This window comes from Streptomyces sp. NBC_00252 (genome assembly GCF_036187565.1).
In the GTDB taxonomy this organism is placed as follows: Bacteria; Actinomycetota; Actinomycetes; order Streptomycetales; family Streptomycetaceae; genus Streptomyces.
Genome location: NZ_CP108087.1, coordinates 6,996,959 through 7,020,327, shown reverse-complemented (window position 1 = coordinate 7,020,327; position 23,369 = coordinate 6,996,959). Strand labels below are relative to the sequence as shown.

General features: G+C 70.8%; 27 protein-coding genes. 15 read left to right on the top strand and 12 right to left on the bottom strand.

From position 1 onward, the window contains the following. Positions 1-31: 31 nt before the first annotated feature. On the top strand, positions 32-703 hold the full coding sequence (locus OHT77_RS31095; protein WP_328831719.1) for an O-methyltransferase: 672 nt from the start codon (positions 32-34) through the stop codon (positions 701-703). Between the two features lies 1 nt (position 704). On the opposite strand, the gene OHT77_RS31090 is transcribed toward OHT77_RS31095, so the two are convergent. Then, the gene (locus OHT77_RS31090) at positions 705-1,097 is read right to left on the bottom strand and encodes a hypothetical protein (protein WP_328831718.1); all 393 of its coding nucleotides are present in this window, start codon (positions 1,095-1,097) and stop codon (positions 705-707) included. 172 nt (positions 1,098-1,269) lie between these two features. Between OHT77_RS31090 and OHT77_RS31085 the strand changes: the two genes are divergently transcribed. Beyond that, positions 1,270-1,632 (top strand): J-domain-containing protein, encoded by a 363-nt coding sequence (locus tag OHT77_RS31085; protein WP_328834398.1) that lies wholly within the window; start codon positions 1,270-1,272, stop codon positions 1,630-1,632. 18 nt (positions 1,633-1,650) lie between these two features. On the opposite strand, the gene OHT77_RS45070 is transcribed toward OHT77_RS31085, so the two are convergent. Both OHT77_RS45070 and OHT77_RS31075 read right to left on the bottom strand, forming a co-directional pair. Further along, positions 1,651-2,529 (bottom strand): hypothetical protein, encoded by an 879-nt coding sequence (locus OHT77_RS45070; protein WP_443048164.1) that lies wholly within the window; start codon positions 2,527-2,529, stop codon positions 1,651-1,653. 5 nt (positions 2,530-2,534) lie between these two features. Further along, a complete protein-coding gene (locus OHT77_RS31075) occupies positions 2,535-3,173 on the bottom strand; it encodes a hypothetical protein (protein WP_328831717.1) in 639 nt (212 codons plus the stop codon). A 177-nt stretch (positions 3,174-3,350) separates the two neighbouring features. Between OHT77_RS31075 and OHT77_RS31070 the strand changes: the two genes are divergently transcribed. Further along, positions 3,351-3,977, top strand: a complete 627-nt coding sequence (locus OHT77_RS31070; RefSeq protein ID WP_328831715.1) for a dihydrofolate reductase family protein — start codon at positions 3,351-3,353, stop codon at positions 3,975-3,977. A gap of 10 nt (positions 3,978-3,987) precedes the next feature. Beyond that, positions 3,988-4,479 (top strand): GNAT family N-acetyltransferase, encoded by a 492-nt coding sequence (locus tag OHT77_RS31065; RefSeq protein ID WP_328831713.1) that lies wholly within the window; start codon positions 3,988-3,990, stop codon positions 4,477-4,479. On the opposite strand, the gene OHT77_RS31060 is transcribed toward OHT77_RS31065, so the two are convergent. After that, positions 4,472-6,553, bottom strand: a complete 2,082-nt coding sequence (locus OHT77_RS31060; protein WP_328831711.1) for an MDR family MFS transporter — start codon at positions 6,551-6,553, stop codon at positions 4,472-4,474. The genes OHT77_RS31065 and OHT77_RS31060 overlap by 8 nt on opposite strands. A 157-nt stretch (positions 6,554-6,710) precedes the next feature. Between OHT77_RS31060 and OHT77_RS31055 the strand changes: the two genes are divergently transcribed. After that, positions 6,711-7,790, top strand: coding sequence for a peptidoglycan-binding domain-containing protein (locus tag OHT77_RS31055; RefSeq protein WP_328831710.1), 1,080 nt, complete (start codon positions 6,711-6,713; stop codon positions 7,788-7,790). Positions 7,791-7,955: 165 nt separating this feature from the next. Here the strand turns inward: OHT77_RS31055 and OHT77_RS31050 are convergent, their stop codons facing one another. After that, positions 7,956-8,615: an HAD family hydrolase gene (locus OHT77_RS31050; RefSeq protein WP_328831709.1), complete on the bottom strand. Its 660-nt coding sequence runs from the start codon at positions 8,613-8,615 to the stop codon at positions 7,956-7,958. A gap of 220 nt (positions 8,616-8,835) precedes the next feature. Next, positions 8,836-9,417: a TMEM165/GDT1 family protein gene (locus OHT77_RS31045; RefSeq protein WP_328831707.1), complete on the bottom strand. Its 582-nt coding sequence runs from the start codon at positions 9,415-9,417 to the stop codon at positions 8,836-8,838. A gap of 400 nt (positions 9,418-9,817) precedes the next feature. Between OHT77_RS31045 and OHT77_RS31040 the strand changes: the two genes are divergently transcribed. The 3 genes from OHT77_RS31040 (at position 9,818) to OHT77_RS31030 (ending at position 14,251) form a co-directional block, all read left to right on the top strand. Then, a complete protein-coding gene (locus tag OHT77_RS31040; protein ID WP_328831706.1) occupies positions 9,818-10,462 on the top strand; it encodes an HNH endonuclease family protein in 645 nt (214 codons plus the stop codon). A gap of 86 nt (positions 10,463-10,548) precedes the next feature. After that, positions 10,549-12,201 carry an alkaline phosphatase D family protein gene (locus OHT77_RS31035; protein WP_328831705.1) on the top strand — a complete coding sequence of 551 codons (1,653 nt, stop codon included), beginning with the start codon at positions 10,549-10,551 and terminating at the stop codon, positions 12,199-12,201. An 88-nt stretch (positions 12,202-12,289) separates the two neighbouring features. Then, on the top strand, positions 12,290-14,251 hold the full coding sequence (locus tag OHT77_RS31030) for an FAD/NAD(P)-binding protein (RefSeq protein ID WP_328831704.1): 1,962 nt from the start codon (positions 12,290-12,292) through the stop codon (positions 14,249-14,251). Here OHT77_RS31030 and OHT77_RS31025 read toward each other — a convergent pair. Next, positions 14,223-14,765, bottom strand: a complete 543-nt coding sequence (locus OHT77_RS31025; protein WP_328831703.1) for a superoxide dismutase family protein — start codon at positions 14,763-14,765, stop codon at positions 14,223-14,225. The genes OHT77_RS31030 and OHT77_RS31025 overlap by 29 nt on opposite strands. Before the next feature lie 296 nt (positions 14,766-15,061). On the opposite strand from OHT77_RS31025, the gene OHT77_RS31020 reads away from it, so the two are divergent. Further along, positions 15,062-15,655, top strand: coding sequence for a DedA family protein (locus OHT77_RS31020; RefSeq protein WP_328834397.1), 594 nt, complete (start codon positions 15,062-15,064; stop codon positions 15,653-15,655). Between the two features lie 245 nt (positions 15,656-15,900). Here OHT77_RS31020 and OHT77_RS31015 read toward each other — a convergent pair whose 3' ends face one another. Continuing rightward, positions 15,901-16,128 carry a DUF2277 domain-containing protein gene (locus tag OHT77_RS31015; RefSeq protein WP_328831702.1) on the bottom strand — a complete coding sequence of 76 codons (228 nt, stop codon included), beginning with the start codon at positions 16,126-16,128 and terminating at the stop codon, positions 15,901-15,903. Between the two features lie 115 nt (positions 16,129-16,243). Between OHT77_RS31015 and OHT77_RS31010 the strand changes: the two genes are divergently transcribed. Further along, positions 16,244-17,149 (top strand): ketopantoate reductase family protein, encoded by a 906-nt coding sequence (locus OHT77_RS31010; RefSeq protein ID WP_328831701.1) that lies wholly within the window; start codon positions 16,244-16,246, stop codon positions 17,147-17,149. Positions 17,150-17,157: 8 nt separating this feature from the next. Here OHT77_RS31010 and OHT77_RS31005 read toward each other — a convergent pair whose 3' ends face one another. Continuing rightward, entirely contained in the window at positions 17,158-17,658 is a 501-nt protein-coding gene (locus OHT77_RS31005) for a GNAT family N-acetyltransferase (RefSeq protein ID WP_328831700.1), read from the bottom strand. A gap of 261 nt (positions 17,659-17,919) precedes the next feature. Here OHT77_RS31005 and OHT77_RS31000 point away from each other — a divergent pair, with 261 nt between their 5' ends. Further along, positions 17,920-18,264 carry a hypothetical protein gene (locus OHT77_RS31000; RefSeq protein WP_266768233.1) on the top strand — a complete coding sequence of 115 codons (345 nt, stop codon included), beginning with the start codon at positions 17,920-17,922 and terminating at the stop codon, positions 18,262-18,264. 42 nt (positions 18,265-18,306) lie between these two features. Here the strand turns inward: OHT77_RS31000 and OHT77_RS30995 are convergent, their stop codons facing one another. From OHT77_RS30995 to OHT77_RS30985, 3 genes are all read right to left on the bottom strand, one after another. After that, the gene (locus OHT77_RS30995; protein ID WP_266768234.1) at positions 18,307-18,702 is read right to left on the bottom strand and encodes a hypothetical protein; all 396 of its coding nucleotides are present in this window, start codon (positions 18,700-18,702) and stop codon (positions 18,307-18,309) included. Between the two features lie 363 nt (positions 18,703-19,065). Next, complete coding sequence (locus OHT77_RS30990) at positions 19,066-19,302, bottom strand: hypothetical protein (RefSeq protein ID WP_266768235.1); 237 nt, start codon at positions 19,300-19,302, stop codon at positions 19,066-19,068. A gap of 159 nt (positions 19,303-19,461) precedes the next feature. After that, positions 19,462-19,884, bottom strand: a complete 423-nt coding sequence (locus OHT77_RS30985) for a helix-turn-helix domain-containing protein (RefSeq protein WP_266768237.1) — start codon at positions 19,882-19,884, stop codon at positions 19,462-19,464. Between the two features lie 468 nt (positions 19,885-20,352). Between OHT77_RS30985 and OHT77_RS30980 the strand changes: the two genes are divergently transcribed. The 4 genes from OHT77_RS30980 to OHT77_RS30965 all read left to right on the top strand — a co-directional run bounded on the left by OHT77_RS30980 (position 20,353) and on the right by OHT77_RS30965 (position 23,190). Further along, entirely contained in the window at positions 20,353-20,970 is a 618-nt protein-coding gene (locus tag OHT77_RS30980) for an RNA polymerase sigma factor (RefSeq protein WP_266768239.1), read from the top strand. After that, positions 20,967-21,995 (top strand): BN159_2729 family protein, encoded by a 1,029-nt coding sequence (locus tag OHT77_RS30975; RefSeq protein WP_328831699.1) that lies wholly within the window; start codon positions 20,967-20,969, stop codon positions 21,993-21,995. Before OHT77_RS30980 ends, OHT77_RS30975 begins: the two co-directional genes overlap by 4 nt. A gap of 37 nt (positions 21,996-22,032) precedes the next feature. Continuing rightward, on the top strand, positions 22,033-22,527 hold the full coding sequence (locus OHT77_RS30970) for a WhiB family transcriptional regulator (protein WP_266768241.1): 495 nt from the start codon (positions 22,033-22,035) through the stop codon (positions 22,525-22,527). A gap of 81 nt (positions 22,528-22,608) precedes the next feature. After that, entirely contained in the window at positions 22,609-23,190 is a 582-nt protein-coding gene (locus OHT77_RS30965) for a hypothetical protein (RefSeq protein WP_328831698.1), read from the top strand. The last annotated feature ends 179 nt before the right edge of the window (positions 23,191-23,369 follow it).

The window sequence follows — 23,369 nt, the reverse complement described above, 5'->3', positions numbered from 1 at the left end:
CGGTCATCGGACGCACGAAAGGCACCAGCACATGAGCGAGACACAGCTGTGGGACGACGTCGACGACTACTTCATCGGCCAACTCGCCCCCGAGGACGAGGTGCTGACCGCGGCCCTGCGGGACAGCGAGGCCGCCGGGCTCCCGGAGATCGCCGTGAGCGCCGCCGAGGGCAAGCTGCTCCACCTGCTCGCCCAGATCCAGGGCGCCACCCGCGTCCTGGAGATCGGCACCCTCGGCGGCTACAGCACGATCTGGCTGGCCCGTGCCCTGCCCGCCGACGGCCGGGTCGTCACGCTGGAGTACAGCGCGCAGCACGCCGAGGTCGCCACCCGCAACATCGCCCGCGCGGGCCTCGACAAGATCGTCGAGGTGCGGGTGGGCCCGGCCCTGGAGTCGCTGCCCGTCCTCGTCGACGAACACCAGGACCCCTTCGACCTGGTGTTCATCGACGCCGACAAGAGCAACAACCCGCACTACGTCGAGTGGGCCCTCAAGCTCACCCGCCCCGGCAGCCTGATCATCGTCGACAACGTGGTGCGCGGCGGCCGGGTCGCCGACCCGGACAACGCCTCGCCCGACGTCCAGGGCACCCGCACCGCGATCGAACTGATCGGCTCGCACGCGCGCCTCTCGGGCACGGCGATCCAGACGGTGGGCCGGAAGGGTTACGACGGGTTCGCGCTGGCCCGCGTGCTGGCCTAGCTCAACTCTCGTGATAGAAGCCGACGTTGACGCTGCGCGGCCCGGTGCGGTCCTGGATGACGATCTCGCCGCTGCCGCCCCGGGGCAACGGCACGCTTCCGCCGTAGCCGACCGTCTGGGCGTACTCCCCGACGATCAGGCGTACTTCGGAGGACGGGTCGGGCTGGGAGCCGCGCAGCCAGCTCACCTGCCAGACGCCCTCGGGTCCGCACAAGAACTCCAGATGGACCCGCGAGATGAACAGCCAGTCGTCCGGTGTCACCAGCCGGCACACCGACTCGTCCCGGCCCACCCGCAGCACCGCGCCCGGGTCACTGGGCGCGTCGGCCATCAGCATGCCGGCGGTCGCGCCCGCGTCCGTCCCGGAGACCGAGGCCATGGTGAGTTCGAGCACGTGCGCTCCCCCTTGAAGTGTCCTTACAGCAGCGGGCGCATGATAAATCGCCCGGCGCCACCGCGTCCGGCACAATGAAGTCATGACCGAGCGAAAGCCACCGGGTGTGTCCTTCGAGATGGGGGTCCCCCCGCTCGAACGCAGTTGAGAGTGGGGGAGGGTCGACAAGCAGATCCGGGATGCCGAGCAGGCCGGAGAGTTCGCCCATCTCCCGGGCGCGGGCAAGCCGTTGCCGTCCGGCGCCGACACGACGTACGACGAACTGTGGTGGATCAAGCAGAAGATGGCCCGCGAGGGCATCTCCGTGCTGCCGCCGACGCTGGCACTGCGCAAAGAGGCCGAGGACGCCCTTGCTGCGGCGTACTCGGCCTCTTCGGAGCGGATCGCCCGGCAGATCATCACCGAAGTGAACGTGAAGATCCGCGAGATGATGTTCAAGCCGCCGCCCGGACCCCCGCTCGGGATGAAGCCGTACGACGTCGAAGAGGTCGCGCGGGAGTGGCGGGAGCGCCGGGCGGTCGACGGACGGGGCTGAACTGGCGGCCCCGGCAGGTCACATGTGGAGAAGCCGCTCCGTCAGTTCGCGGTAGTCCCGCAGGGCCAGGCGGAGTTGCTCGGTGTCGTCCGCGCCGTCCGAGCCCTTGGACTCCCAGGAGCCGTGCAGGGTGGCGCGACGCTTGGTGACGGCCTCCGTGAAGCGGGCGGCGACCTCTTCCAGGACGTGGTCGGCCTCCTCGACGGCGGAGCGGGGCTCGTCCACGAACCCGGTGACCGCGTGCTGGAGCCGCAGGCTGAACTTGTCGCTCTCGTCGTGCGGCAGCAGGCTGCCGTTCTCGGCGTCCTGCGGGACACGGCGTCCGTTGCCCGAGCCGACCGCGGGGGCGGCCTCGGGGGCGTGGACGGTCGGGGTGGACTGCTCGGTGCGGGTCCGCTCGCGGGACGGCGTCGTCGGGTCGCCCTCACGCGGGGACGGGATCGCCCGGTCGGACGTCGCGGTCGCCGCGGCGGCGCGGTCCGAACGGTCCGTGCGGTCCGAGCGGTCCGAACGGTCCGTGCGGTCCGTGCGGTCCGTGCGGTCCGAGCGGTCGGTGCGGTCCGAGCCCAGGGGGGTCGCCTTCTCCTTGTCGGAGCCGGTGCCCCTCAGCGCGGACTTGTCGTCGGCGGTCCTGCTGTCACCGGACCTGTCACCGGACTTGGTGTCGAAGGGCCTGGTACTGGCGGTGCCGGCCGTGCCGGTACCCGTGGTTCCCGTGCCGGTGGTGGTCCCCGTGCCGGTAGTCCCAGTGCCGGTGGTGCCGGTGGCGGACTCGCGCGAGGCCTTCTCGGCGTCCCGCTGCTCGGTGGTCTTGTCGGCGCTCGCGTCGGTTGCCCTGCGCTCATTCTCCTTGCGCTCGGTGTTCGAGTCGCCGGTCGGCCGTATCGCATCGGACATGTAGCTCAACTCCCCTTCACTGCCTGCTTGTTGAATGCGCCGAACGAATGGCGGCCGCTGCCTCCGTGGCCACTGCCGTTGCGGTTGTCGTCGTTCATCAGGTCGTCGAAGAGGTCGCGGGCTTCGAGCATGGCCTCACGCATCTCCTCGGTCCCGGCCTGGCTCTCCGGTGTGCCGTTCTCACGCGTGGTCACGACGCGGTGGACGCGTCGGTAGCCGTGGACGTGGTCCGCGTGGTGCACGGAGAGCGCGTCGAACTGCTTCTCGTACTCCTGGACGTCGGGGAAGCCCCGGGCTCCGGCGACCTCGCCGAGCAGCTGGTCGACGTCGGACATGGCCTCGCGGGGCGAATCGACGAACCGCTCCTGGGCGGCGGCCCAGCGAGCCTGGTACTGCTCGCGGGCCGCGGGCTCCAGCGGCTTCTCCTGCAGCGAACCGTGCTCCTGGACGCGCGCGCCGAGCTCCTGCTCGGCGGCCTTCGCGTCGCCGTTGTGCCGGGCAACGGTCCGCTCGTACTCCGGCCCGAAGCGGCGCTTCAGGCCCGAGCCGCCGGTAGCGCCTCGGGCACGCAGCGCCAGGGCGGCCGCGGCAGCGACCACGCCGACCACGATCACGATCAAAACGATGATCACGCCTGTGGACATGAGTGCCTTCCGGGTTCTCGCCCAACCGGCTCTCGTAGTCGGTCGGTTCCCCTACCGGGTTGCCGTAAAGGCCCCCTTCAAACGGCTGCCACACCTTCGGGGAATTCGTGGCGCCGGTGTGTCGATTCCGTCCCGCCCCGTTCGACGCAGGGGTAGGAACCGATCGAGGAGGTTGTCATGACCGAGGTCATCGCACGGCTGGGCATGTCGCTGGACGGATACATCGCGGGCCCTGAGTCGGGGCCGGAGCATCCGCTGGGCATCGGCGGGGAGCGGCTGCACTCCTGGGTGTTCGGGCTGCGGAGCTTCCGCCGGATGCAGGGCGTGGAGGGCGGCGCGGGCGGCCCGGACGACGAGCTGCTCGCCGAGTGGATCGACCGGCTGGGGCCGGTGGTCATGGGGCACGGCATGTTCGTCACCGGGGAGGTCCCGTGGGGCGACGAGCCGCCGTTCCACGCGCCGGTGTTCGTCGTCACCCACCACGCACGCGAGTCGGTGGTGAAGAAGGGCGGCACGACCTACCACTTCGTCACCGAGGGCCCCGCCCGCGCACTGGAGCTGGCCCGGGAGGCGGCCGGCGACAAGGACATCTCGCTGGCCGGAGGCGCCGACCTGGCCCAGCAGTTCATCCGCGCGGGGTGGCTGGACGAACTCATGCTGCATGTCGTGCCGGTCCTCGCGTGCGGCGGGCGACGGCTGTTCGACGACCTCGGCGACGCGCAGATCGAGTGGCACAAGGCCCAGGTCCTCGACTCCCCCGAGGTCACCCATATTCGCTTGCGCCGCATCCCCACCGTCTCCTGACAATGCCCGCATGAACTGGACGATCGCCCCGGAACCCGTCGACTCCCCGGCCGCCGCCGCACTCTGGCGGGCCTACTACACGGAGGTCAGCGACCGCTGGTACCTCCTGCACGAGGACCGGCGGACGGACCCCGAGGAACTGGAACGCGGGATCGCCGCCGCCACCGGCAGCGAACTCACCCCGCCCGACGGGCTGTTGCTCGTCGCCCGGTACGACGGGGAAGCGGCCGGGAGCGCGGGTCTACGGCTGCTCGGGGACGGGGTCGCCGAGCTGACGCGGGTCTTCGTCCACGAGGGGATGCGCGGCCGGGGCGGCGCGCCGAGGCTGGTGAAGGCCGCCGAGGACGCCGCCCGCGCGCGGGGCGCCGAGGTGATGATCCTCGACACCCGCACCGACCTGGTGGAGGCACGCGCGCTGTACGCCCGGCTCGGCTACACGGAGACCGAGCGGCACAACGACGACCAGTACGCGGAGCACTGGTTCCGCAAAAGCCTCAACTGAGGGCCGTGGACGCCCCGTTGTGCGGCTGCTCCCGGTCCGAGCCGCACAGCTCCCCGTTCAGCTCCTTCACGAGCTGGATCAGGTCGGTGGGCCGCTCCGGACCCCACCAGTCGCCCAGGGTCTCCGCGAGAGATTCCTCACGGGCCAGTGACAGCTTCTCGGCCACTTCCCGCCCCTGGTCGGTCAGTTGGAGATCGAGGCCCTCGCGTACGGCCAGCCGGCGCTCCTCGACCTGGCGGACGGCGGCGAGGATCACGGGCAGCGGGACGGTGCTGCGTTCGGCGAGGACACCCGGCTCCGCCCAGCCGTCCCGCTTGATGCGCAGCAGCAGCCAACTCGCCGCCGGCTGAAGGTCGTAGCCCGCCTTGGTGGTGATGGTGCGGTAGATCTCGCGGCGGCCCTCCCGGGTGCCGAGCACGGACAGCGCGCGGCACACCTCGTCGTACGAGGAGCGCTGGACGGGGTTGCTCGCGAGGGTCTCGCTGACGTCGGGTGCCGTGACCGAGCCGCGCAGCTTGTCCTCCTTGAGGAACCACGCCAGGACGAAGCCGACGAGGGCGACGGGGGCGGCGTAGAGGAAGACGTCGGTGATGGACGAGGCGTAGGCGTGCAGGGCCTCCGGGCGTACCGCGGGCGGGAGTTGGGAGATTCCGCGCGGGTCCGACTCCAGCCCGTCCGGGGTGACGCCGGGCGGGAGGGAGGTGCCCTTGAGGGCGTCGGTGAGCTTGTCGCCGAGGCGGCTCGCGAAGATCGTGCCGAAGATGGCGACGCCGAACGAGGCCCCGATGGAGCGGAAGAAGGTCGCGCCGGAGGTGGCGACGCCGAGGTCCTCGTAGGAGACGGCGTTCTGCACGATCAGCACCAACACCTGCATGACCAGGCCGAGTCCGAGCCCGAAGACGAAGAAGTACGCGCTCATCTCGGCGGTGGAACTGCCCTCGTCGAGCCGGTGGAGCAGCAGCAGGCCGAGCGCGGTGACGCCGGTGCCCGCGATGGGGAACACCTTCCAGCGGCCGGTGCGGCTGACGATCTGGCCGGACGTGGTGGACGAGATCAGCATGCCGAACACCATCGGCAGCATGTGCACACCGGACATGGTCGGAGTGATGCCCTGCACGACCTGGAGGAACGTCGGCAGGTAGGTCATCGCGCCGAACATCGCGAAGCCGACGATGAAGCTGATGACGGCGGCGAGCGTGAAGGTGCGGACCCGGAACAGCTTGAGCGGCAGGACGGGCTCGGCTGCCCGGCGCTCCACGGCGACGAACGCCACGATCAGCACGACGCCCAGCACCGCGAGCCCGATGATCTGCGGCGAGCTCCAGCCCCAGGTCGTACCGCCCAGCGAGGCGACGAGGACCAGGCAGGTCGCGACGGCGGCGATGAGGAAGGTGCCGAGGTAGTCGATGACGTGCCGGGTCGACTTGCGCGGGATGTGCAGCGCGGTCGCGATGACGGCGAGGGCGACGACACCGACGGGGAGGTTGATGTAGAAGACCCAGCGCCAGCTCAGATGCTCGGTGAACAGCCCGCCGAGCAGCGGCCCGAGGACGCTCGTCGCGCCGAACACGGCCCCGAACAGGCCCTGGTAGCGCCCGCGTTCACGGGGTGCGACGACATCGCCGACGATCGCCATCGACAGCACGATCAGCCCGCCGCCGCCGAGGCCCTGCAGCGCCCGGAAGCCGATCAGCTGGGGCATGTTCTGCGCCGCGCCGCACAGCGCGGACCCGATCAGGAAGATGACGATCGCGATCTGGAAGAGCCGCTTCCGTCCGTACTGGTCGCCGAGCTTGCCCCACAGCGGGGTCGCGGCGGTCGAGGCGAGCAGATACGCGGTGACGACCCAGGAGAGGTGTTCCAGCCCGCCGAGGTCGCTGACGATCGTCGGCAGCGCGGTCGACACGATGGTCTGGTCGAGGGCGGCGAGGAGCAGCCCGAGGAGCAGCGCCCCGATGGAGACGAGGACGTTGCCGGACACGTGTTCCTGAGCGGAACCGCCCCGTTGCGGGGGCTCCTCCGGTGGCTGCGCGTCGTGCACATTCCCCGTCATACCGTGCGCATCGCCGGCCATGAAGACCTCCTGCGGCTCTCGTTACACATCCATGGTGATCGGTATGGCCGGTTACGGCCTGTCGAGTCCGGCCGGAAGCTCTCATTCCGGGGGTCCGAGGAGACGGCGTGAAGGAGATCCGCATAACCTCTGGAGATCCACGGGGAGGGACGAACACGTGAACGAGGCGAAGGGCCACATATGCCCGCAGTGCGGTGCACCCCGGGCAGCCGACGGCTCCCCGTCGTGCACCTGCACCCAGCAGGCGGCCGACGCGCTCCGCGACACGCGCACGGCGGAGGCGGCAGCGGCGGAGGACTTCGACCCGCTGCGGATCAGGCCGTACGTGGAGCTGGACGGGAAGGCGGGACCTTCGGGGGCGGGGACACCGGGGGCGCCCGAGGGCGCGGCCGGCACAGGGGGTGACGCGGGTGAGACCCAGCGGCTGCCCGCGGTCGAGGAGACCATGCTGCTGCGCGCGGTGCCGCCCGTATCCGCCCCTCAGCAGGAGACGTCAGTCCTGCCCACCCTGCGGCCCCCCTCCGACACCACCCCGAACGCGACCGACCTGAGCCTGTTCGAGGACGGCGGGAGCGGCGAGGGCGGCCAGGGCGGCGATTGGACCCCGGGCGCGCCCATGGGCGAGGGCGACCAGAACACCCCGCGTCGCCGCCGTACCAAGCTGCTCGCCGTCGCGGGAGCGGTCGTGGCGGTGACAGCGGTGGCCGGCTTCGCCAGCGGCCTCTTCTCGTACGAACCCCCGTCCCGGGACGACGCGGCCCCTCAGGACGTACGGGCGAGCGTTCCGACGGAGCCGGAGGACACGACGTCGGCGACACCGTCCGCAAGCGGCTCCACGTCCGCGGAGCCGACGACGGCGTCCCCGACCCCGTCACTCAGCGAGACCCCGTCACCGACGGCGTCCGCGACCCCCTCGGCCACACCCTCGAAGTCCGCGAACCCGAGCCGGACCCCGACCCCCACGGCCACCGCCTCCACAGCGGCGGCCAACAACCACCAGAGCAGCGCCCCCGCCCCGGTCCTCCAACGCGGCGACGAGGGCCCCGAGGTGACCGAACTCCAGCTCCGCCTCACCCAGTTGAGGCTCTACACCGGCCCCGACAACGGCATCTTCGACAAACAGGTCCAGACGTCGGTCCGCACCTACCAACTGGCCCGAGGCATCACCTCCGACGGCCTCGGCGTCTACGGCCCGACAACCCGCTCAAGGCTGGAAGCGGAAACGACCCAGCCGTGACGCGGCGCCAACTGGAGGGTTTGGGGGCTGCGGCCCCGGGGACCCAGGCCGCAGGCGAAACCCCGCCGAGGGCAACCCCCTAAAGGGGCGCGGGGAACTGCGCGACCAGCCCCCCACACCGCAGCACCCGCAACACAACCCAAGGCCCCCCACAACCGCCGCCCGTCACCCAACGTGCAGCCGAATCCCCCCACCCGCCAACCCCTCAACCCGCACCTCACGCAAATCCCGCACCACCACATCCGCCCGATGGAACCCGGCCTGCGGCCCAACCCCCACCACCCGCATCCCCGCGGAGCGCCCCGCCGCGATCCCCGCCCCCGAGTCCTCGAAGACAACACAGTCCGAGGGCTCGACACCCAGTTCAGCGGCGCCCTTCAGGAAACCCTCAGGATCCGGCTTGCTCGCCCCCACGGACTCGGCGGTGACACGAACCGACGGCAGCTCAAGCCCGGCCGCCCCCATCCGCGCCGTGGAGAGAGCGACATCCGCCGACGTGACGAGCGCATGCGGCAACCCCCGCAACGAGGCGAGAAACTCCACCGCACCCGGAACAGGGACGACACCCTCGACGTCGGCGGTCTCCTCGGCCAGCATCCGCGCGTTCTCCGCGTAGTTCTGCTCCATGGGCCGGTTGGGCAGCAGCAGCGCCATCGACGCGTACCCCTGCCGCCCGTGCACGACCTTCATGACCTCGTCCGCGTCCAGCCCGTGCCGGTCGGCCCAGTTCCGCCAGATCCGCTCGACCACGGCATGCGAGTCGACGAGGGTGCCGTCCATGTCCAGCAGCAGGGCACGGGCGGTGAGCACGGTGGTGGCCGTCATCGGCAGGCTCCAAGGAACGTACGGAAGGGGGCGCGGCGGATGACCCCCGGAGGGACAAGGCGGCCCCGTCCGCCGGTCAGGGAGAACGGACGGGAGCCACTTTGTTTCTCTACGGTACAAAACCGGACCGCCCTCGCGCCACCACCCCGGGAACAGTTCACTCACCGTTCAGCTCATCCCGCCGGGCGAGAGTCCCGTCACGCAACGGTGCGCGACGGCGTCACCCGGCGATGGCCTCCCACAGACTCCACGCGCCCAGCGCCAGCATCAGCACCGCCGCGATCTGCGTGATCAGCTTCAGCGGCACCCGCTTCATCAGCGCCTTTCCGCCCACGATGCCCAGCCCCGCGACCGCCCACAGCGCCAGCACCGCACCGAGGCCGACGGAGAACGGGTCGTCGTAACGGGCCGCGAGGTTCGCCGTCATGATCTGCGTCAGGTCACCGAACTCGGCGATCAGGATGAGCATGAATCCGGCACCGGACACCCGCCAGAAGGACTGGTCCTTCGGCGCGCGGACCTCCTCGTCGTCATCACCCTTCTTGAAGAGCAGCACCGCGGCCCCGCCCAGGAAGAGCACACCGGTCACCGCGGCCACCAACTGCTGCGGCAGCAGCGTCAGTACGCTGCCCGCGGCCACCGCGAGCACGACATGCAGAAGGAACGCGGCGGCGACGCCGGCGAAGACGTACGAGGCGCGGTAACGGGTGCCGAGGACGAGCCCGGCGAGCGCGGTCTTGTCGGGGAGTTCGGCGAGAAAGACGACGCCGAAAACGAGCGCCGTCACGCTGATGCTGATCAAAATTCCTCAATCGGTCGGAGTCGCCGCCCCACCGAGAGAATCGTCGCTGTCCGCGGACACCTCGGCACGGCAGCGCACACGAAAAACGACTAGTGCACTGCTTACCGAAGGTCTCGCTGGCCGGTCCGCCCACCTGTGTGGAACGAACCTGCCTCCGGGCGCCGGCTCAGAACGAGCTGAGCAGTATGTCGACGGTCCGGCGAAGAGCTACTCCCCTTCTGCGCCGTCCACTGTACGCGAGATCCGGGCGGCCCCGCCCGTGAGGAAAGTCTCGCCGCACCCCTTGTTGTGTCATGAACACGTCACTAGCTTCTTACCCGACGCACACCTCCCCGCAACACGGCACCGCGAGCATTCCCTCGCTCGCACTCCAACACCCCCACACCACAAGGGAGTTCGTATGCCGAAGTTCTACGCGCGTCGACGGCTGAGCATACTCGCGGCGTTCACCGGACTCATAGCCTCCGTCGCCCTGTTCAACAGCCCGACCGCGTCCGCCGCTCTCCCCACGCCCGTCAGCGCGGCCACCGCCCGTACCTACCTCGCGTCCCTCACCGTGGCGACCGAGGTCAGGACCGGGTACGCGCGCGACCTGTTCCCGACCTGGGACACCATCAGCGGCACCTGCAACACCCGCGAGTGGATCCTCAAGCGCGACGGTACGAACGTCGTCACCAACTCCGCCTGCACCGCGACCAGCGGCAGCTGGTACTCCCCCTACGACGGCGCCACCTGGACCGCCGCCTCCGACGTCGACATCGACCACCTCGTGCCGCTGGCCGAGGCCTGGGACTCCGGCGCCCGCAACTGGACCACCGCCCAGCGCGAGTCCTTCGCCAACGACGTGACCCGCCCGCAGCTCCTCGCGGTCACCGACAACGTCAACCAGTCCAAGGGCGACCAGGACCCGGCCACCTGGATGCCGTCGCTGACCTCGTACCGCTGCACGTACGTCCGCGCCTGGGTGCAGGTGAAGTACTACTACAACCTGTCGGTCGACTCCGCCGAGAAGAGCGCGCTGACGAACTACCTCGCCAGTTGCTGATCGCCGCCAACCGGTGATCCGCGGAGCCTGGCCACTGACCTCCGTCGTTCCGTACCGTACGGGGCGACGGAGGAGGGTGATCACCTGTGGCCGGACTGAGTCTTGGACCACTGCTTCGCTACGCCGACGGGTCGTCCGCGACGGTCTGGGTCGAGGCGAGCCGTCCCTGCACGGCCGAGGTGCGCTGCGCGGACGGCGCGGGCGGCACCGCCCGTACCTTCCAAGTGGCGGGCCACCACTACGCGTTGGTGCCGGTGGAGGGCCTCACGGCCGGGACGTCGACGCCGTACGACGTGTTCCTGGACGGCGCGCACGTGTGGCCGCTGCCCGACTCGTCGTTCCCGCCGTCGATGATCCACACCCCGGACGCCGACGGTACGGTCCGCGTCGCGTTCGGCTCCTGCCGCTGGGCCGCGCCGGCCGCCGACTCCCACGACCCGGTCGGCCCGGACGCCCTGGACACGCTGGCCTCGCGCATCGCCGGCCGGCCTGAGTCCGAACGGCCGGACGTACTCGTCCTGTTGGGCGACCAGGTGTACGCCGACGAGGTCTCCGAGGCGACCCGCCGCTGGCTCTCCGCCCGCCGCGACCTGAGCGAGCCACCGGGCAGCGAGGTCGCGGACTACGAGGAGTACACGCGCCTCTACTACGAGTCCTGGCTCGACCCGGAGATCCGCTGGCTGCTCTCCACCGTGCCGTCGTGCATGATCTTCGACGACCACGACGTGATCGACGACTGGAACACCTCCGCCGCCTGGGTCGCGGACATGCGGGACACCCCGTGGTGGCGCGAGCGGCTGCTGAGCGGGCTGATGTCGTACTGGGTGTACCAGCACCTCGGGAACCTCTCCCCCGCCGAACTCGCCGACGACCCCCTCTACTCGGCGGTCCGCGACGCCCCCGACGGCACCGACGAACTCCGCGCCTTCGCCTCCCGCGCCGACGCCGACCCGGCCTCCGTCCGCTGGAGCTACCGCCGCGACTTCGGCCGCGTCCGGCTGCTGATGGTGGACAGCAGGGCGGCCCGCGTCCTCGACGAGCAGCACCGCGCGATGCTCGACCCCGGCGAGGCCGAGTGGCTGCGCACCGAGGCACTCAAGGACCGCGCCTCCTACGACCACCTCCTCATCGGCACCTCCCTGCCCTGGCTGCTGCCCCACCTCGTCCACGACGCCGAGGCCTGGGACGCGGCCCTGAGCCGGGGCGAACGGGGCGCCCGCTGGGCCCGGTTCGGCGAGAAGCTGCGCCGGGCGGCCGACCTCGAACACTGGGCGGCGTTCCCGGAGTCCTTCGAACAGCTGGCGGACCTGATCGCCGAGGTCGGGACCGGCGACGGGGCTCCGGCGTCGGTGCTCGTGCTGTCGGGAGACGTGCATCACGCGTATGTGGCGGAGCCCAAGTGGCGTGACCGTCAAGGGACTTCAGGTTCGGCCGGGCCTCCGGACTCGCGGATCCTCCAGCTCACCTGCTCCCCGGTCCACAACTCCATACCCTCCTACATGCGCGTCGGCTTCCGCTTCGGCTGGAGCGCGGTCGCGCGCGGCCTCGGCCGCCGCCTGACCCGGCACGGCCGCTGCCCGGACCCGTCGGTGAAGTGGCGCAAAACGGGCGGGCCCTGGTTCGGCAACCAGCTCATGACCCTCACACTGCGCGGCCGTTCGGCCCGGCTGCGGCTGGAGCAGGCACGGCCGGACGGGACGCTGCGGACCGTGGAGGACTCCCCCCTGACACCCTCGTGATCCCGTTGCGGGCATGATGAGGCGGACCGTCCGCTTCCGAGCGGACGGTCTGCTCCATTGCGCCCCCACACGCCCGGGAGTCACCCCTTTGTCTGCAGTGAACGCGTTCGACGGCGAACCGGCCTCCGTCTCCGTCGCCGTGGTCGGCGCCGGTCCGCGCGGCACCAGCGTCCTGGAACGCCTCTGCGCCTCCGCGCCGGAGCTCCTCCCGCCCGGCACCCGGCTCACCGTGCACGTCGTCGACCCGGCGCCCCCGGGCCCCGGCCGCGTGTGGCGCTCCGCGCAGTCGCCCGAGCTGCTGATGAACACCGTGGCCTCCCAGGTGACCCTCTTCACCGACGCCAGCGTCGACTGCTCGGGCCCGATCCGCCCCGGCCCGAGCCTGCACGAGTGGGCGCCCGCCGAACTCGGCCCGGACGACTACCCCACCCGCGCGCACTACGGCCGCTATCTGGAGTGGGTGTTCGCCCGCACCGTCCGCGAGGCCCCCGACTCCGTCCACGTGCAGCCGCACACGGCCCGCGCGGTCCGCCTCGACGATACGGCCGACGGTCACCAGTCCCTCACCCTCGACAACGGCCGTACCCTGTCCGCCCTTTCGGCCGTGGTCCTGGCGCAGGGCCACCTCCCGACGACCCCGGACCCCGCCCACCGCCGCCTCACCGCCTACGCCGACCGCCACGGCCTGCGCCACATCCCGCCCGCCAACCCGGCCGACGTCGACCTGTCCGTCGTACGCCCCGGCGAACCCGTCCTGTTGCGCGGCCTGGGCCTCAACTTCTTCGACCACACAGCCCTGTTGACGACGGGCAGAGGCGGCCGTTTCGTCCGCACGCGGAACGGGACCCTGCGCTACGTCCCCTCGGGCAACGAGCCCCGCCTGTACGCCGGTTCACGCCGGGGCATCCCGTACCAGGCCCGCGGCGACAACGCGAAGGGCCCCTACGGCCGCCACACCCCGCAAGTCCTCACCCCCGAGGCGATATCCGCCTTCCGCAAACGCGCCGACTCGGCCGAGCCGCCCGAATTCCTCACGGAGATATGGCCGTTGGTGGCGAAGGAGGTCGAGACGGTCTACTACACCGCGCTCCTGCGCCCCTCCCGGCACCCCGCGTCGGCGGACTTCGCCGAGCGCTTCCTCGGCGTCCCGCACCGGGACCCCCAAGAGGCCCTGATCCTGGACGAGTTCGGGGTCCCGGCGGCCGAGCGCTGGTGCTGGGACCGGCTGTCCCGGCCGTACGGAGAACCCGATCTCGCCCACCGGGCGGCCTGGCGGGAGTGGCTGCTGTCGTATCTGCGCGAGGACGCGGAGCACGCGGCGCGCGGCAATGTGGACGGCCCGCTCAAGGCGGCCCTGGACGTGCTGCGCGATCTGCGCAACGAACTCCGGCTGGTCGTCGACCACGGCGGCCTGGCCGGCGCCTCCCGCCGCGACCACCTGGACCGCTGGTACACCCCGCTCAACGCGTTCCTGTCCATCGGCCCGCCCCGCCGCCGTATCGAGGAACTGGCCGCGCTGGTCGAGGCGGGCGTGGTGGAGGTGCTCGGGCCGCGGCTCGACGTGCGGGAGGCGGACGGCACCTGGGTGGCGTCCTCGCCCGAGATACCCGGCTCGGCGGTCCGCGTGACCACCCTCGTCGAGGCCCGCCTCCCCGAACCGGACCTGCGCCGCACCGCCGACGAACTCCTCGGCCGGCTGCTCCGGACCGGCCGGTGCCGGCCGCACACGGTGGACGGCTACGAGACGGGCGGACTGGATGTGACACCGCGCCCATACCGCCTGATAGACCGTCAAGGAGCCGTCCACGAACGGCGGTTCGCGTTCGGGGTGCCCACGGAGGGCGTGCACTGGGTGACCGCTGCGGGCGCCCGGCCCGGTGTGGACTCGGTGACGCTGTCGGACGCGGACGCGGTGGCACGGGCGGTGCTGCGCGCGGCGACGACAGCACCGGCGGCCACAGCACAGGCGGCCGACGGGCGGGCGCCGGAAACCGGCGCCCACTCGTGGACGTGTCAGCAGGTCAGGGAGCCCAGCCGAACGGCACCGTGAAGCAGGCGGCGCGGGTGTGACTGCCCGGCATGTCGTGGATCACGACCGAGGACGCCTCGCCCTGCCGGAAACCCCACGCGTGGCGGGCGCTCGCCTCGGCGGCACCGTGCTCGTCGGCCGTGAAGTCGAGCCAGACCTCGTTGTCGGGGTTGGCGGCGGCCGGGTCGGTGGACGGCTTGTGCTGGAAGTGCCCGCCCGCGGCGGCCGGGTCGGTGCCGCACGGCTTCTGGTGCACATGGACGCCGTACGCGTGCCCCGGCACCATCCCGTCGACCCGCAGCTTCACCGTCGTGGCGCCGCTCACGGTCGTCTGCTGACTCACCTGGATCCACGCGGCGGCGGGCACCAGCTTGCTGTCGTACGTCACCGCCGCCGACGGCACGAGGGCGCCGACCGGCGCGAACCGCGCGTCCGTCCGCATCCAGAAACCGTCCGGAGCACCGGCCCCGGCACCGCCGGTACCGCTCGCCAGTACGGCCGCGACGACGGCGCCCGCGCATATCCCTGCCACCATGATGTGTACCGTTCCTCACGTGTTGTCCCGCTTACTTCCCCTTTACCTACGTTGCTACGGGATGGGGGCGCGGGCCGCCCCCTGGGACGGGGCAGCCGGGTGAACACACTGTGCCGATCACACGCGCCCCCCGTGAATCTCCTGTCCGTACCCGGGCGTACGCTGTATGGCTGTCACTGGCCGCCCCTGCCGCTCCCTCGCGACACCGCGGCAGGTATGGCCCACGGGGGAGTTCACGGGGAGATGCGTTGTTCGAGAGTGTGGGGTCGCTGACCGGCAGCCCATGGATCTACGCCATGGTCGCCCTGTCCGTACTCCTTGATGTGTTCCTGCCGGTCCTGCCGAGCGGTGTGCTGGTCATCGCGGCCGCGACGGCGGCGGCAGCGGGCACCGGTGCGGCGACCGACGCGGTTCCCGTGCCCCATGAGGTCCCCAGCATCCTGGCGCTGATCGCGTCCGCGGCGACCGCGTCCCTCCTGGGCGACCTGGTGGCGTACCGGCTCGCCTGGCGCGGCGGCGAACGCCTGGACCGCGCGATCTCCCGCTCCCGCCGCCTCACCACCGCGCAGGAACGTCTCGGCCAGGCCCTCGCCCGAGGCGGCGGCGCCCTCGTCATCCTGGCCCGCTTCGCCCCCGCCGGCCGCTCGGTCGTCTCCCTCGGCGCAGGCGCCGCCCACCGCCGAGCCCGGGACTTCCTCCCCTGGTCAGCCCTCGCGGGCCTCTCCTGGGCGGGGTACAGCGTCGCCCTCGGCTACTACGGCGCCCAGTGGCTGGGCGCCACCTGGCTCGCAACGGGCGTCTCCTTGCTGGCCCTGTTCGGCGCGGGAGCGGCAGCGGCGTACGTGATGCGCCGCCGGCCCACAACAGAGGCAGAGGTCAGCACACCTTAGGAGCACGCGGCCCCTTTCGATCGGGGGCGCGCGTCCGCTTTTAGGGGCGCGGGGAACTGCGCGACCAGCCCCCACCGACCGGCACCTTCACAACGACCCGAAGACGCACGTCCGCTTTCAGGGGCGCGAGGAACTGCGCGACAAGCCCCCACCGGCCCGCACCTTCACGACCGACCCGAAGACGCACGTCCGCTTTCAGGGGCGCGAGGAACTGCGCGACCAGCCCCCACCGGCCCGCACTCTGATCACGACCCCACCCGCGACGCCCCCCTCACCTCAAGCCCCGCCAACAACTCGGCGGTAGCCGCGGCAATCACATCCACCGCATGGTCAAAGACCTCACGGTTATGCGCAGCCGGCGCCCGGAACCCGGAGACTTTGCGGACGTACTGCAACGCGGCAGCCCGCACCTCCTCCTCCGTGGCCTCATCGGGCAGAGCAGGCGGTCGAAGCGTCTTGATACTGCGGCACATACCCCCAGTCTCCCGCGCCGCAGCCGATCCCGCCGCCCCTCTCCCGAACACACCTGCGATGATCTCCCCCGAGGCGGCCACCGTTCACGGGGCCGACCGACGAGAGGACAAGAACATGGCGAACGACGAACTCACCGTGGCGATCCTGGGCCCGGGCGGAGTGGGCGGCCTGCTCGCGGCACTTCTCTCCCGCGCCGGACACCGAGTGATCTGCCTGGCCGGAGAAGAAACCGCCGACACCCTCCGCACCGACGGAATCCGCGTCCACAGCACCACCTTCGGCGACTTCACCGCCCCCGTCGAAGCCGACACGGAGCTGCGCGAACCGGTGGACGCCTGCCTGATCACCGTCAAGGCAACGACCCTGGACCAGGCCCTGACCCGCGTCCCGGCAAAGGCACTGGCCGACGGCCTCCTCGTACCGTTCCTGAACGGCGTCGAACACCCGGCCCACCTCCGCGCCCGCCACACCCCCGCCCAGGTCGCCCCCGCGATCATCCGCGTCGAGTCAACTCGCACCGCACCGGGGGTGATTGAGCACGGCAGCCCCTTCGCGGAGATCGACCTGACCGGCGACCCGGTCCCCCGCCCCCGCCTGGACACTCTCGCCGCCGCCCTGAACGCGGCCGGCCCCACCACCCAGGTCCTCCCCGACGAGACGGCCGCACTCTGGGCCAAGATGACCTTCCTCGCCCCGCTCGCCCTCCTCACCACCCGCTACGCCCTCCCCCTGGGCGACGTACGGACGCGCCACCGCGGGGAGTTGACGTCCCTGCTGGAGGAGACGGCGGCGGTGAGCCGGTCCTACGGCGGCCCGTCCGACCCCGGCGGGGCGCTCGCCCGGTACGACGCGTTCCCGCCGGGGACCAAGTCGTCGATGCAGCGTGACGCGGAGGCGGGCCGCCCGCTCGAACTGGACGCGATCGGCGGGGCGTTGCTGCGCGCGGCGGAGCGGCACGGCATCGCGGTGCCGGTGGCGGCAAGGCTCGTAAGGGAGTTGGGGGCGCCCGGCGCCAACTGACGCCCCGCTCAGGCCTGGAGGTCGATCCGCCAGTCGTTCGAGGTCATCCAGCTGCCCTTCGGATACTCGAACTCCACGGGGCCGATCAGGGTGAACCCGGCTTTCCTGCACACCGAGTTGGACGCGGGATGGTCAACGCCCGGAAAGGCGTGCAGATACCGGTGCCACCCGGCGACCCGTGCCGCCACCACGACGGCGCGGGCCGCCTGGGCGGCCAGCCCGCGCCCCTGGAACTCGGGCAGCACCCCCCACCCGGTCTCCCACACCGACTCGCCCCGCCACTCCCGCTCCCAGAACCCGATCGAGCCCACGGTCTCCCCGCTCACCGCCGACTCCACCCGGAACATCCCCCCGCGGTCCAGCCGGACGTACCGCAGCTGCCGGTCGGCAAGCCGCTCCTCGCTCTCGGGACCCCCCAAGTGGGCAGTCATCTCAGGGCTGTTGAGCCGCTCCAACAACCAGAAGTCCCCCGCACCCCAGGGCTGAAGCCGCACCTGTTCCACATTCATGCGGAGCACATTAGGCGCCCGCACTGACAGCTACGGTCCGGAACGCCCTACCGCCGTCCCCGACGATCCACCCCATACCGATGGGCTCGCCCCATAAGGTCCATTCGCCACATCCATGCCTGACAAGCTAAAGGGCGCGCTGTGAAGATTGCCACAGCGGCACCTCCCCGACCAGCGGTCGAAGCGCTGCCTCCGCACCCGTTCGCGTGAAGTCCCTGAAGGAACTCGCGACCCAAAATCGAACAGGCGTAGCATTACCGTGTGGCTACGACCTATGACTTCCCGAGTGACCTCCTCGCCGGTCAGGAGGAGCTGCATCAGGTCCGGGCCGAGCTGTCGGCCCTGCTGAAGCGGCTGCCCTGGTCGGTCGAGCCCCTGGACGGGTTCAGCGACATGGGGGGCTGGCGCAAGGTGGAGCGCCCGGCCTCCCCGGGCTGGACACCCGATGAACAGGCCGAGGTGGAGAAGCTCCGGCAGCGCGAACACGAGCTGGCGGTCTTCGTCAGCGGCCACCGTTTCTGGACGGAGGTCGTGGCGGCGGAGCGGGTGGAGACGCGGATGCGGCTGAAGCACGCGCACGAGGTGACGGTGGCGGACGGTGGCTGAGAGATACGAGGGCTCGGACGCGGCGCGCCGCCGGCCTCGCAACTAGGGCTTGCGCGGCCCCCGTTGGACCAGCAACAGAGCCGTCGCAACCCCGGCGACCACCGCGACGCCCCCCACAGCCCCCACGGTTCCTGCGGTCCCGACCGCCCGGAAGCCGCGCGTCGACCGCCAGGACAGCACAGACCACCGCGACTGCGCGGACAGGACGGACCCCGTGCTCAGCCATGACCCGGCCGAGACGAACGACAGGGCCGAGCCGATCGACCCGACCGACAGCGCGCTCCCGATCGACCCGACCGACAGGCTCGACCCGACGGACCCGATGGACAGCACCGAGCCCACCGAACCGATCGACAGCACCGAGTCCTTCGACCACAGGGACAGGACGGAGCCCGAGGAAGTGATGTGGTGCGCCGCCCGTACGGAGGGTTCGCTCATGACCCCATCCTGCCCAGCGCTCCCGGAAACCGCGACACCTCTTGCAGACTGCTTCAACCGCCCCTGCCCGAAAGGAAAGCGTCAGGAGCGGAGGGGCGGAGAGTGGGGAGTGGGGAGTCGCTCCGGCGCCAGGCACCGCTCGGGTCGCGGTTACGGCACGTATCGGCTTCTTCGGCCGGCTCCGGTCCTGGCCGGCGTCGGCACGGCGGCTCGGGGACGACCGCGCATTCACGATATCGCCAACGGCATATGCCTGACATTCCTGTCGCGCGGCCCTCCACCCAAGGACGCCGCACCGGATCGACCACTCTCCGACCGGCCGACGTCCGAGGTGCCCGCGCCGCGACGACGCAGGAGGGACGGTCAGACCGGCCCACAGGAGGAGTCGACGGCGACCAGGGTCGCCAGTTCGCCCGGCAGCTCCACCAGCGTGCCGCAGAAGCAGACGAGCCGATCCCCCGCGGAGGCCGGCGCACCGAGGTCGATCGTCAGGATCGCCTCGACCTCGCGGAGCAGTTCACCGGTGGCCGTGCCACGCGCCACCAGGATGCTCATTTCATCCGGGTCCCAGACGGCGATCTTCGGAAGGTCGTCCGCCATAGAAATCACGATGCACACAGGAGTCTCCCCAGGGATGCATGAGGGCATGCAGATATCCCGCTCCGGGAGGTCAGCGGCACACCGATCGTACCCGCGCGTGTTCGCCGGGTGAGGGCCGTTGGGATATTCCACAGAAAAGTGCCCGCCAGGAAGGCGCCCTCAGTTGACGCGGCTGAGCTGGAGCATCGCTTCGGCGTTCTTGACCAGAGCGCGCTGCCTCGACTCGGGCAACTGCCGGTAGAGCTTGAGCAGTTGGGCCTCACGCTCATCCCCGCTGGGCCCGGGTACCGGCCGGCCGACGGCGGCGAAGAACTCCCGCGGCGTGGTTCTCACACCCCAGCGACGGAACACCTCGACCATCGCACGCAACCGCTCCGGATCGATGCGGGACGTCCCGCGCGTCCGGTTCATCCAGGCATTGAGCGTCGGATAGGAGATACCGGCTTCCGCAGCCAGATCCTTCTGGGTTCTGCCCTGCGACTCACCGAGGAGGCGCTCAAGCAGCAGAGGAAGGTCCTCGCCCTCGGAGGCGAAGTCTCCGCCCAGGCCCGGGTCGCCGCTCGACTGAAAGTTCCTGGTCACGCGATCAAGCATCGACCATCGGCATCTACATGTGCAAGTAGATCGAAGATCGACCAGGCGACTTTCTGTGAACAGGGGGCACCCCGGCGCACCCAAGTGCTACTACACGCCCCTCGTCTGCACCTACAGCCCCATTGACACCGCCACTTGACGTATCTACATCTACACGCATATCGTAGATAGTAGAGTCAACAGTTCAACCGCTCGTCCTCCGACGCCCCACATCGCCCGCACCGCGGAGCACCCACGGGCGACACCGGGCGAACCGAGCGCACATCCGCACTTCGGGAGCCTCCCCATGGTCCGCGTCGACCACCAAAGGCCCTGCCCCCACCTGCCGAATCTACATCTACACGAATATTGAATATTACAGGTGGGGGAACACCTCCGACAGCGCCCCGCGACCCCGGGCCCCGGAGACACCTTCCGCAAGTCATCACAAGCCCACACACAAGGAGTATTTCGCCCGTGTCTGAACAGATCAGACGAGAGACCGGCTTACCCCGGCAGAGGACCGAGAACGACATGGTCGGTGTGATCGACGTCATCGACCGGGCTCGGGCCGGCGACCGCGAGGCGTTCGCGGCCCTCTACGTCGATCACCACCGCTGCGTGTACCGCTATCTTCTTCTCCGCACGCGGAACCGGCACCTGGCCGAGGACCTCACCCAGGAGGTCTTCGTCAGGGCGCTGCGTCATATCGACGGCTTCACCTGGCAGGGCGTGGCGTTCACGGCATGGCTGTTCACCATCGCCAGGAACCTGCACCTGGACGAGGTGAAGACCAAGCGCTCCCGAGTGGAGACCCTGGTCTCCGAGCTGAGTGACAGCGACACACGCGACCGCAGCGCCGAGTTCGCCGCGCTGCGCGCGCTGGAGGCGATCGAGAACCACGAAGCTGTCCGGACCGCCCTGCACACGCTGAACATCCATGAGCGTCAGTGCATGGAAATGCGGTTCATCGGCGAGATGTCGCCCGAGGAGACCGCCTGCGCCATGGGACGAACCGTCGGCGCGGTCAAGGCACTCACCTTCCGGGCCATGCAGAAACTCCGTACGGCGTCGGAGAGCGAGGCCGCCGCATGAACAGGAACCTCCCCCACGCCGAATACCTGATCCGTACGGCACTCTCCCTGGACACCCCGAACCAAGCCGGGGCCGTCGCCCACGCCCTCGACGCGGCGCGCCTCCTGGTGGACCCGGAGCGGACGTTCGGCCTCGTCCTGCGCCGTACACCGAGCGGAGGCTGGGCCCGCGTCGCCGAACAGCTGACGGACCTGGAGCACCAGGCCGTCGCCTGGGACCACGCCTGCGAGCGGGCCGGGCTGGTCGCGGCCACCGTCCGCCGGCACATCGGCGCGCATCCCGACGTCCACGACATCCGGGCCGACGGCGACTGCGTACGCATCGAACTCCACGTCGCCGACCTGGAGCAGTGGCGCCGGTGGCGTGCCCACTTCGGCATCAGGCACGACGCCGAGACGCCGTCACGCCACGCGGTCGCCGGCGAGAGCCGCCATGCCGGGGTGCGCGTATCGGTCCTGGCGTTCACGCGACAGCAGCCCCCCTCCCCTCCGTCTCCAACCGCTCCCGCGGCGCCCGCCGCGCCCGATTCCGACCCGCGGATGTACGAGTACGAGGGCATCGTCTACGACCTGACGGTGCCGCAGCGGGACGTACACGGGGACGTCTGGCGCTTCCACGGCTCCCGGACGCCGGACGGCATGCCCCTGGTCTCCCTGGACGGGCGTTCCGAACGGTGCACGCTCCTCAACGTGGTGAACCTGCTGGGGCCTTTGACGGCACTGACCCCACAGACCGCCTCCGCCCCCACGCCCCTGGCTGCTGCACCCATGGCCGCGGTACGCCGTCCCCAGGCCGTCCGGCTCGCGTCGGCCCGCCTCACGGTCGTCCCGACGACGGCACCTGAACCGGCATCGGCAGTCGTCCCGCCGCCCGTCGCACCGGCACCCGAGCCCTCCTCCTCAGCGGCCCCGGCGTCCGCGTCGAACGGACCGCACGAGTCGAACACCCGGCACCCAGGTCTCGTGCGCACGGGACCGGCCACGTGGGAGGCCGCGGAACGGGCTGCGGCACGGAGCGAGAAATGAACGAGGTCCCGAGCAGCAGTAGCAGGCGAAGTCGACGATGACGATGGGGACAACGACAGGAACGAGTACGCCGGTCACCCCCGGTAGTACCCGGGCGTGGGAGCTGAACGCCCTGTGCCGGAACGAGGATCCCGAACTGTGGTTCTCCGACAGGACCCGCGCCATCGCCATGGCGCTGTGCCACGCCTGCGAGGTCCTCCAGGAGTGCCGGACGGCCGTGCTGCGACGCGAGGACGGCCTGCCGAAGTGCGACCGAGGGGGAATCGTCGCGGGCCTGACCGGCAATCAGCGTCACGCACTCGAGAACCGGCTGAGGACCGTCCCCGCACTGCCGCCCGAAGAGCCGTCCCGGGCGGTACGGACGCAGCCGGTCCGACCGCCCGGCGAACCCGCGCCGTGCGGTACTCGTTCGGCGTACCAGCGACACGTCCGCAGGGGTGAGCCCGTGGACGACGCCTGCCGGGCCGCCAACGCCAGGAGCGCCAGTCAGTACCGGCGAACGGGCACCACGCTCCCGCGCCCGTCGATGTAGGCCTCGTCGGCGCTCGCCCCGGCCCCACTTCGCCCGCTCCCACCCTCATCACCGTCACCGTCACCGTCCCTGGAGCCCTCCATGGCCATTCCCCCGCTCTTCAGCACCCTTCTCCGTACTCCCTCCGTCTTCAGGTTCTCCGGCTCACCGAGGCATTCCGGCTCCGACTCCCCGCCCGAGGCACCTCCGGTCGCCGCGGAAGCCGACCCGACGGACCAGCCGACGGACCGCCTCCACCGCCTCGGCAAGGACCTGGCCACGTCCAGGGCCCAGACGGCACGCTGGCAGCGGCACGCCGACGCGTACGCACGCGAGCGCGACAGCGTGGAGCGCGAACGGGCGCACCTCCTCGCTTGGCTGGCCGCACTGCATCCGTCGTCAGCCGTCGTGTCACAGGCACCGGCTCCGGCACCCGACGGCGCGGCAGGCGGCCAGCACTTCCTGAGCCTCATGGCCGGGGGCCGGACGCTGTCCTGGGCGCTGGCACCCCGCGATGCCCCTCTGTTCCAGCACGTACGCCGTGCCAGGGACGCCGACACGCGCGCGTGGAGGGACGCCGGGGAGATCGAGGCGCAGTACGCCCACATCCATCGCCACACACGCATGTTGGCGCTGGAGGACGACGTGGCCCGTGTCGTGGAGGAACTCCGAGGCAACCACTGACCGGATTCAACCCCCGGCTCCCGCCCCGACCTCCGGCCGACAAGCTCGGGAGGCACGTCGACCGGACTGTGAGCGCCCCCCTGCGCATCGGCGGCAGGGGGGCGCCGCGCCCTCGGGGGCCTTCCGCCGAAGCAGCCATCGAAAAAGCCGTCGAAAAAGACCAAGGCCCGGGTCACCGG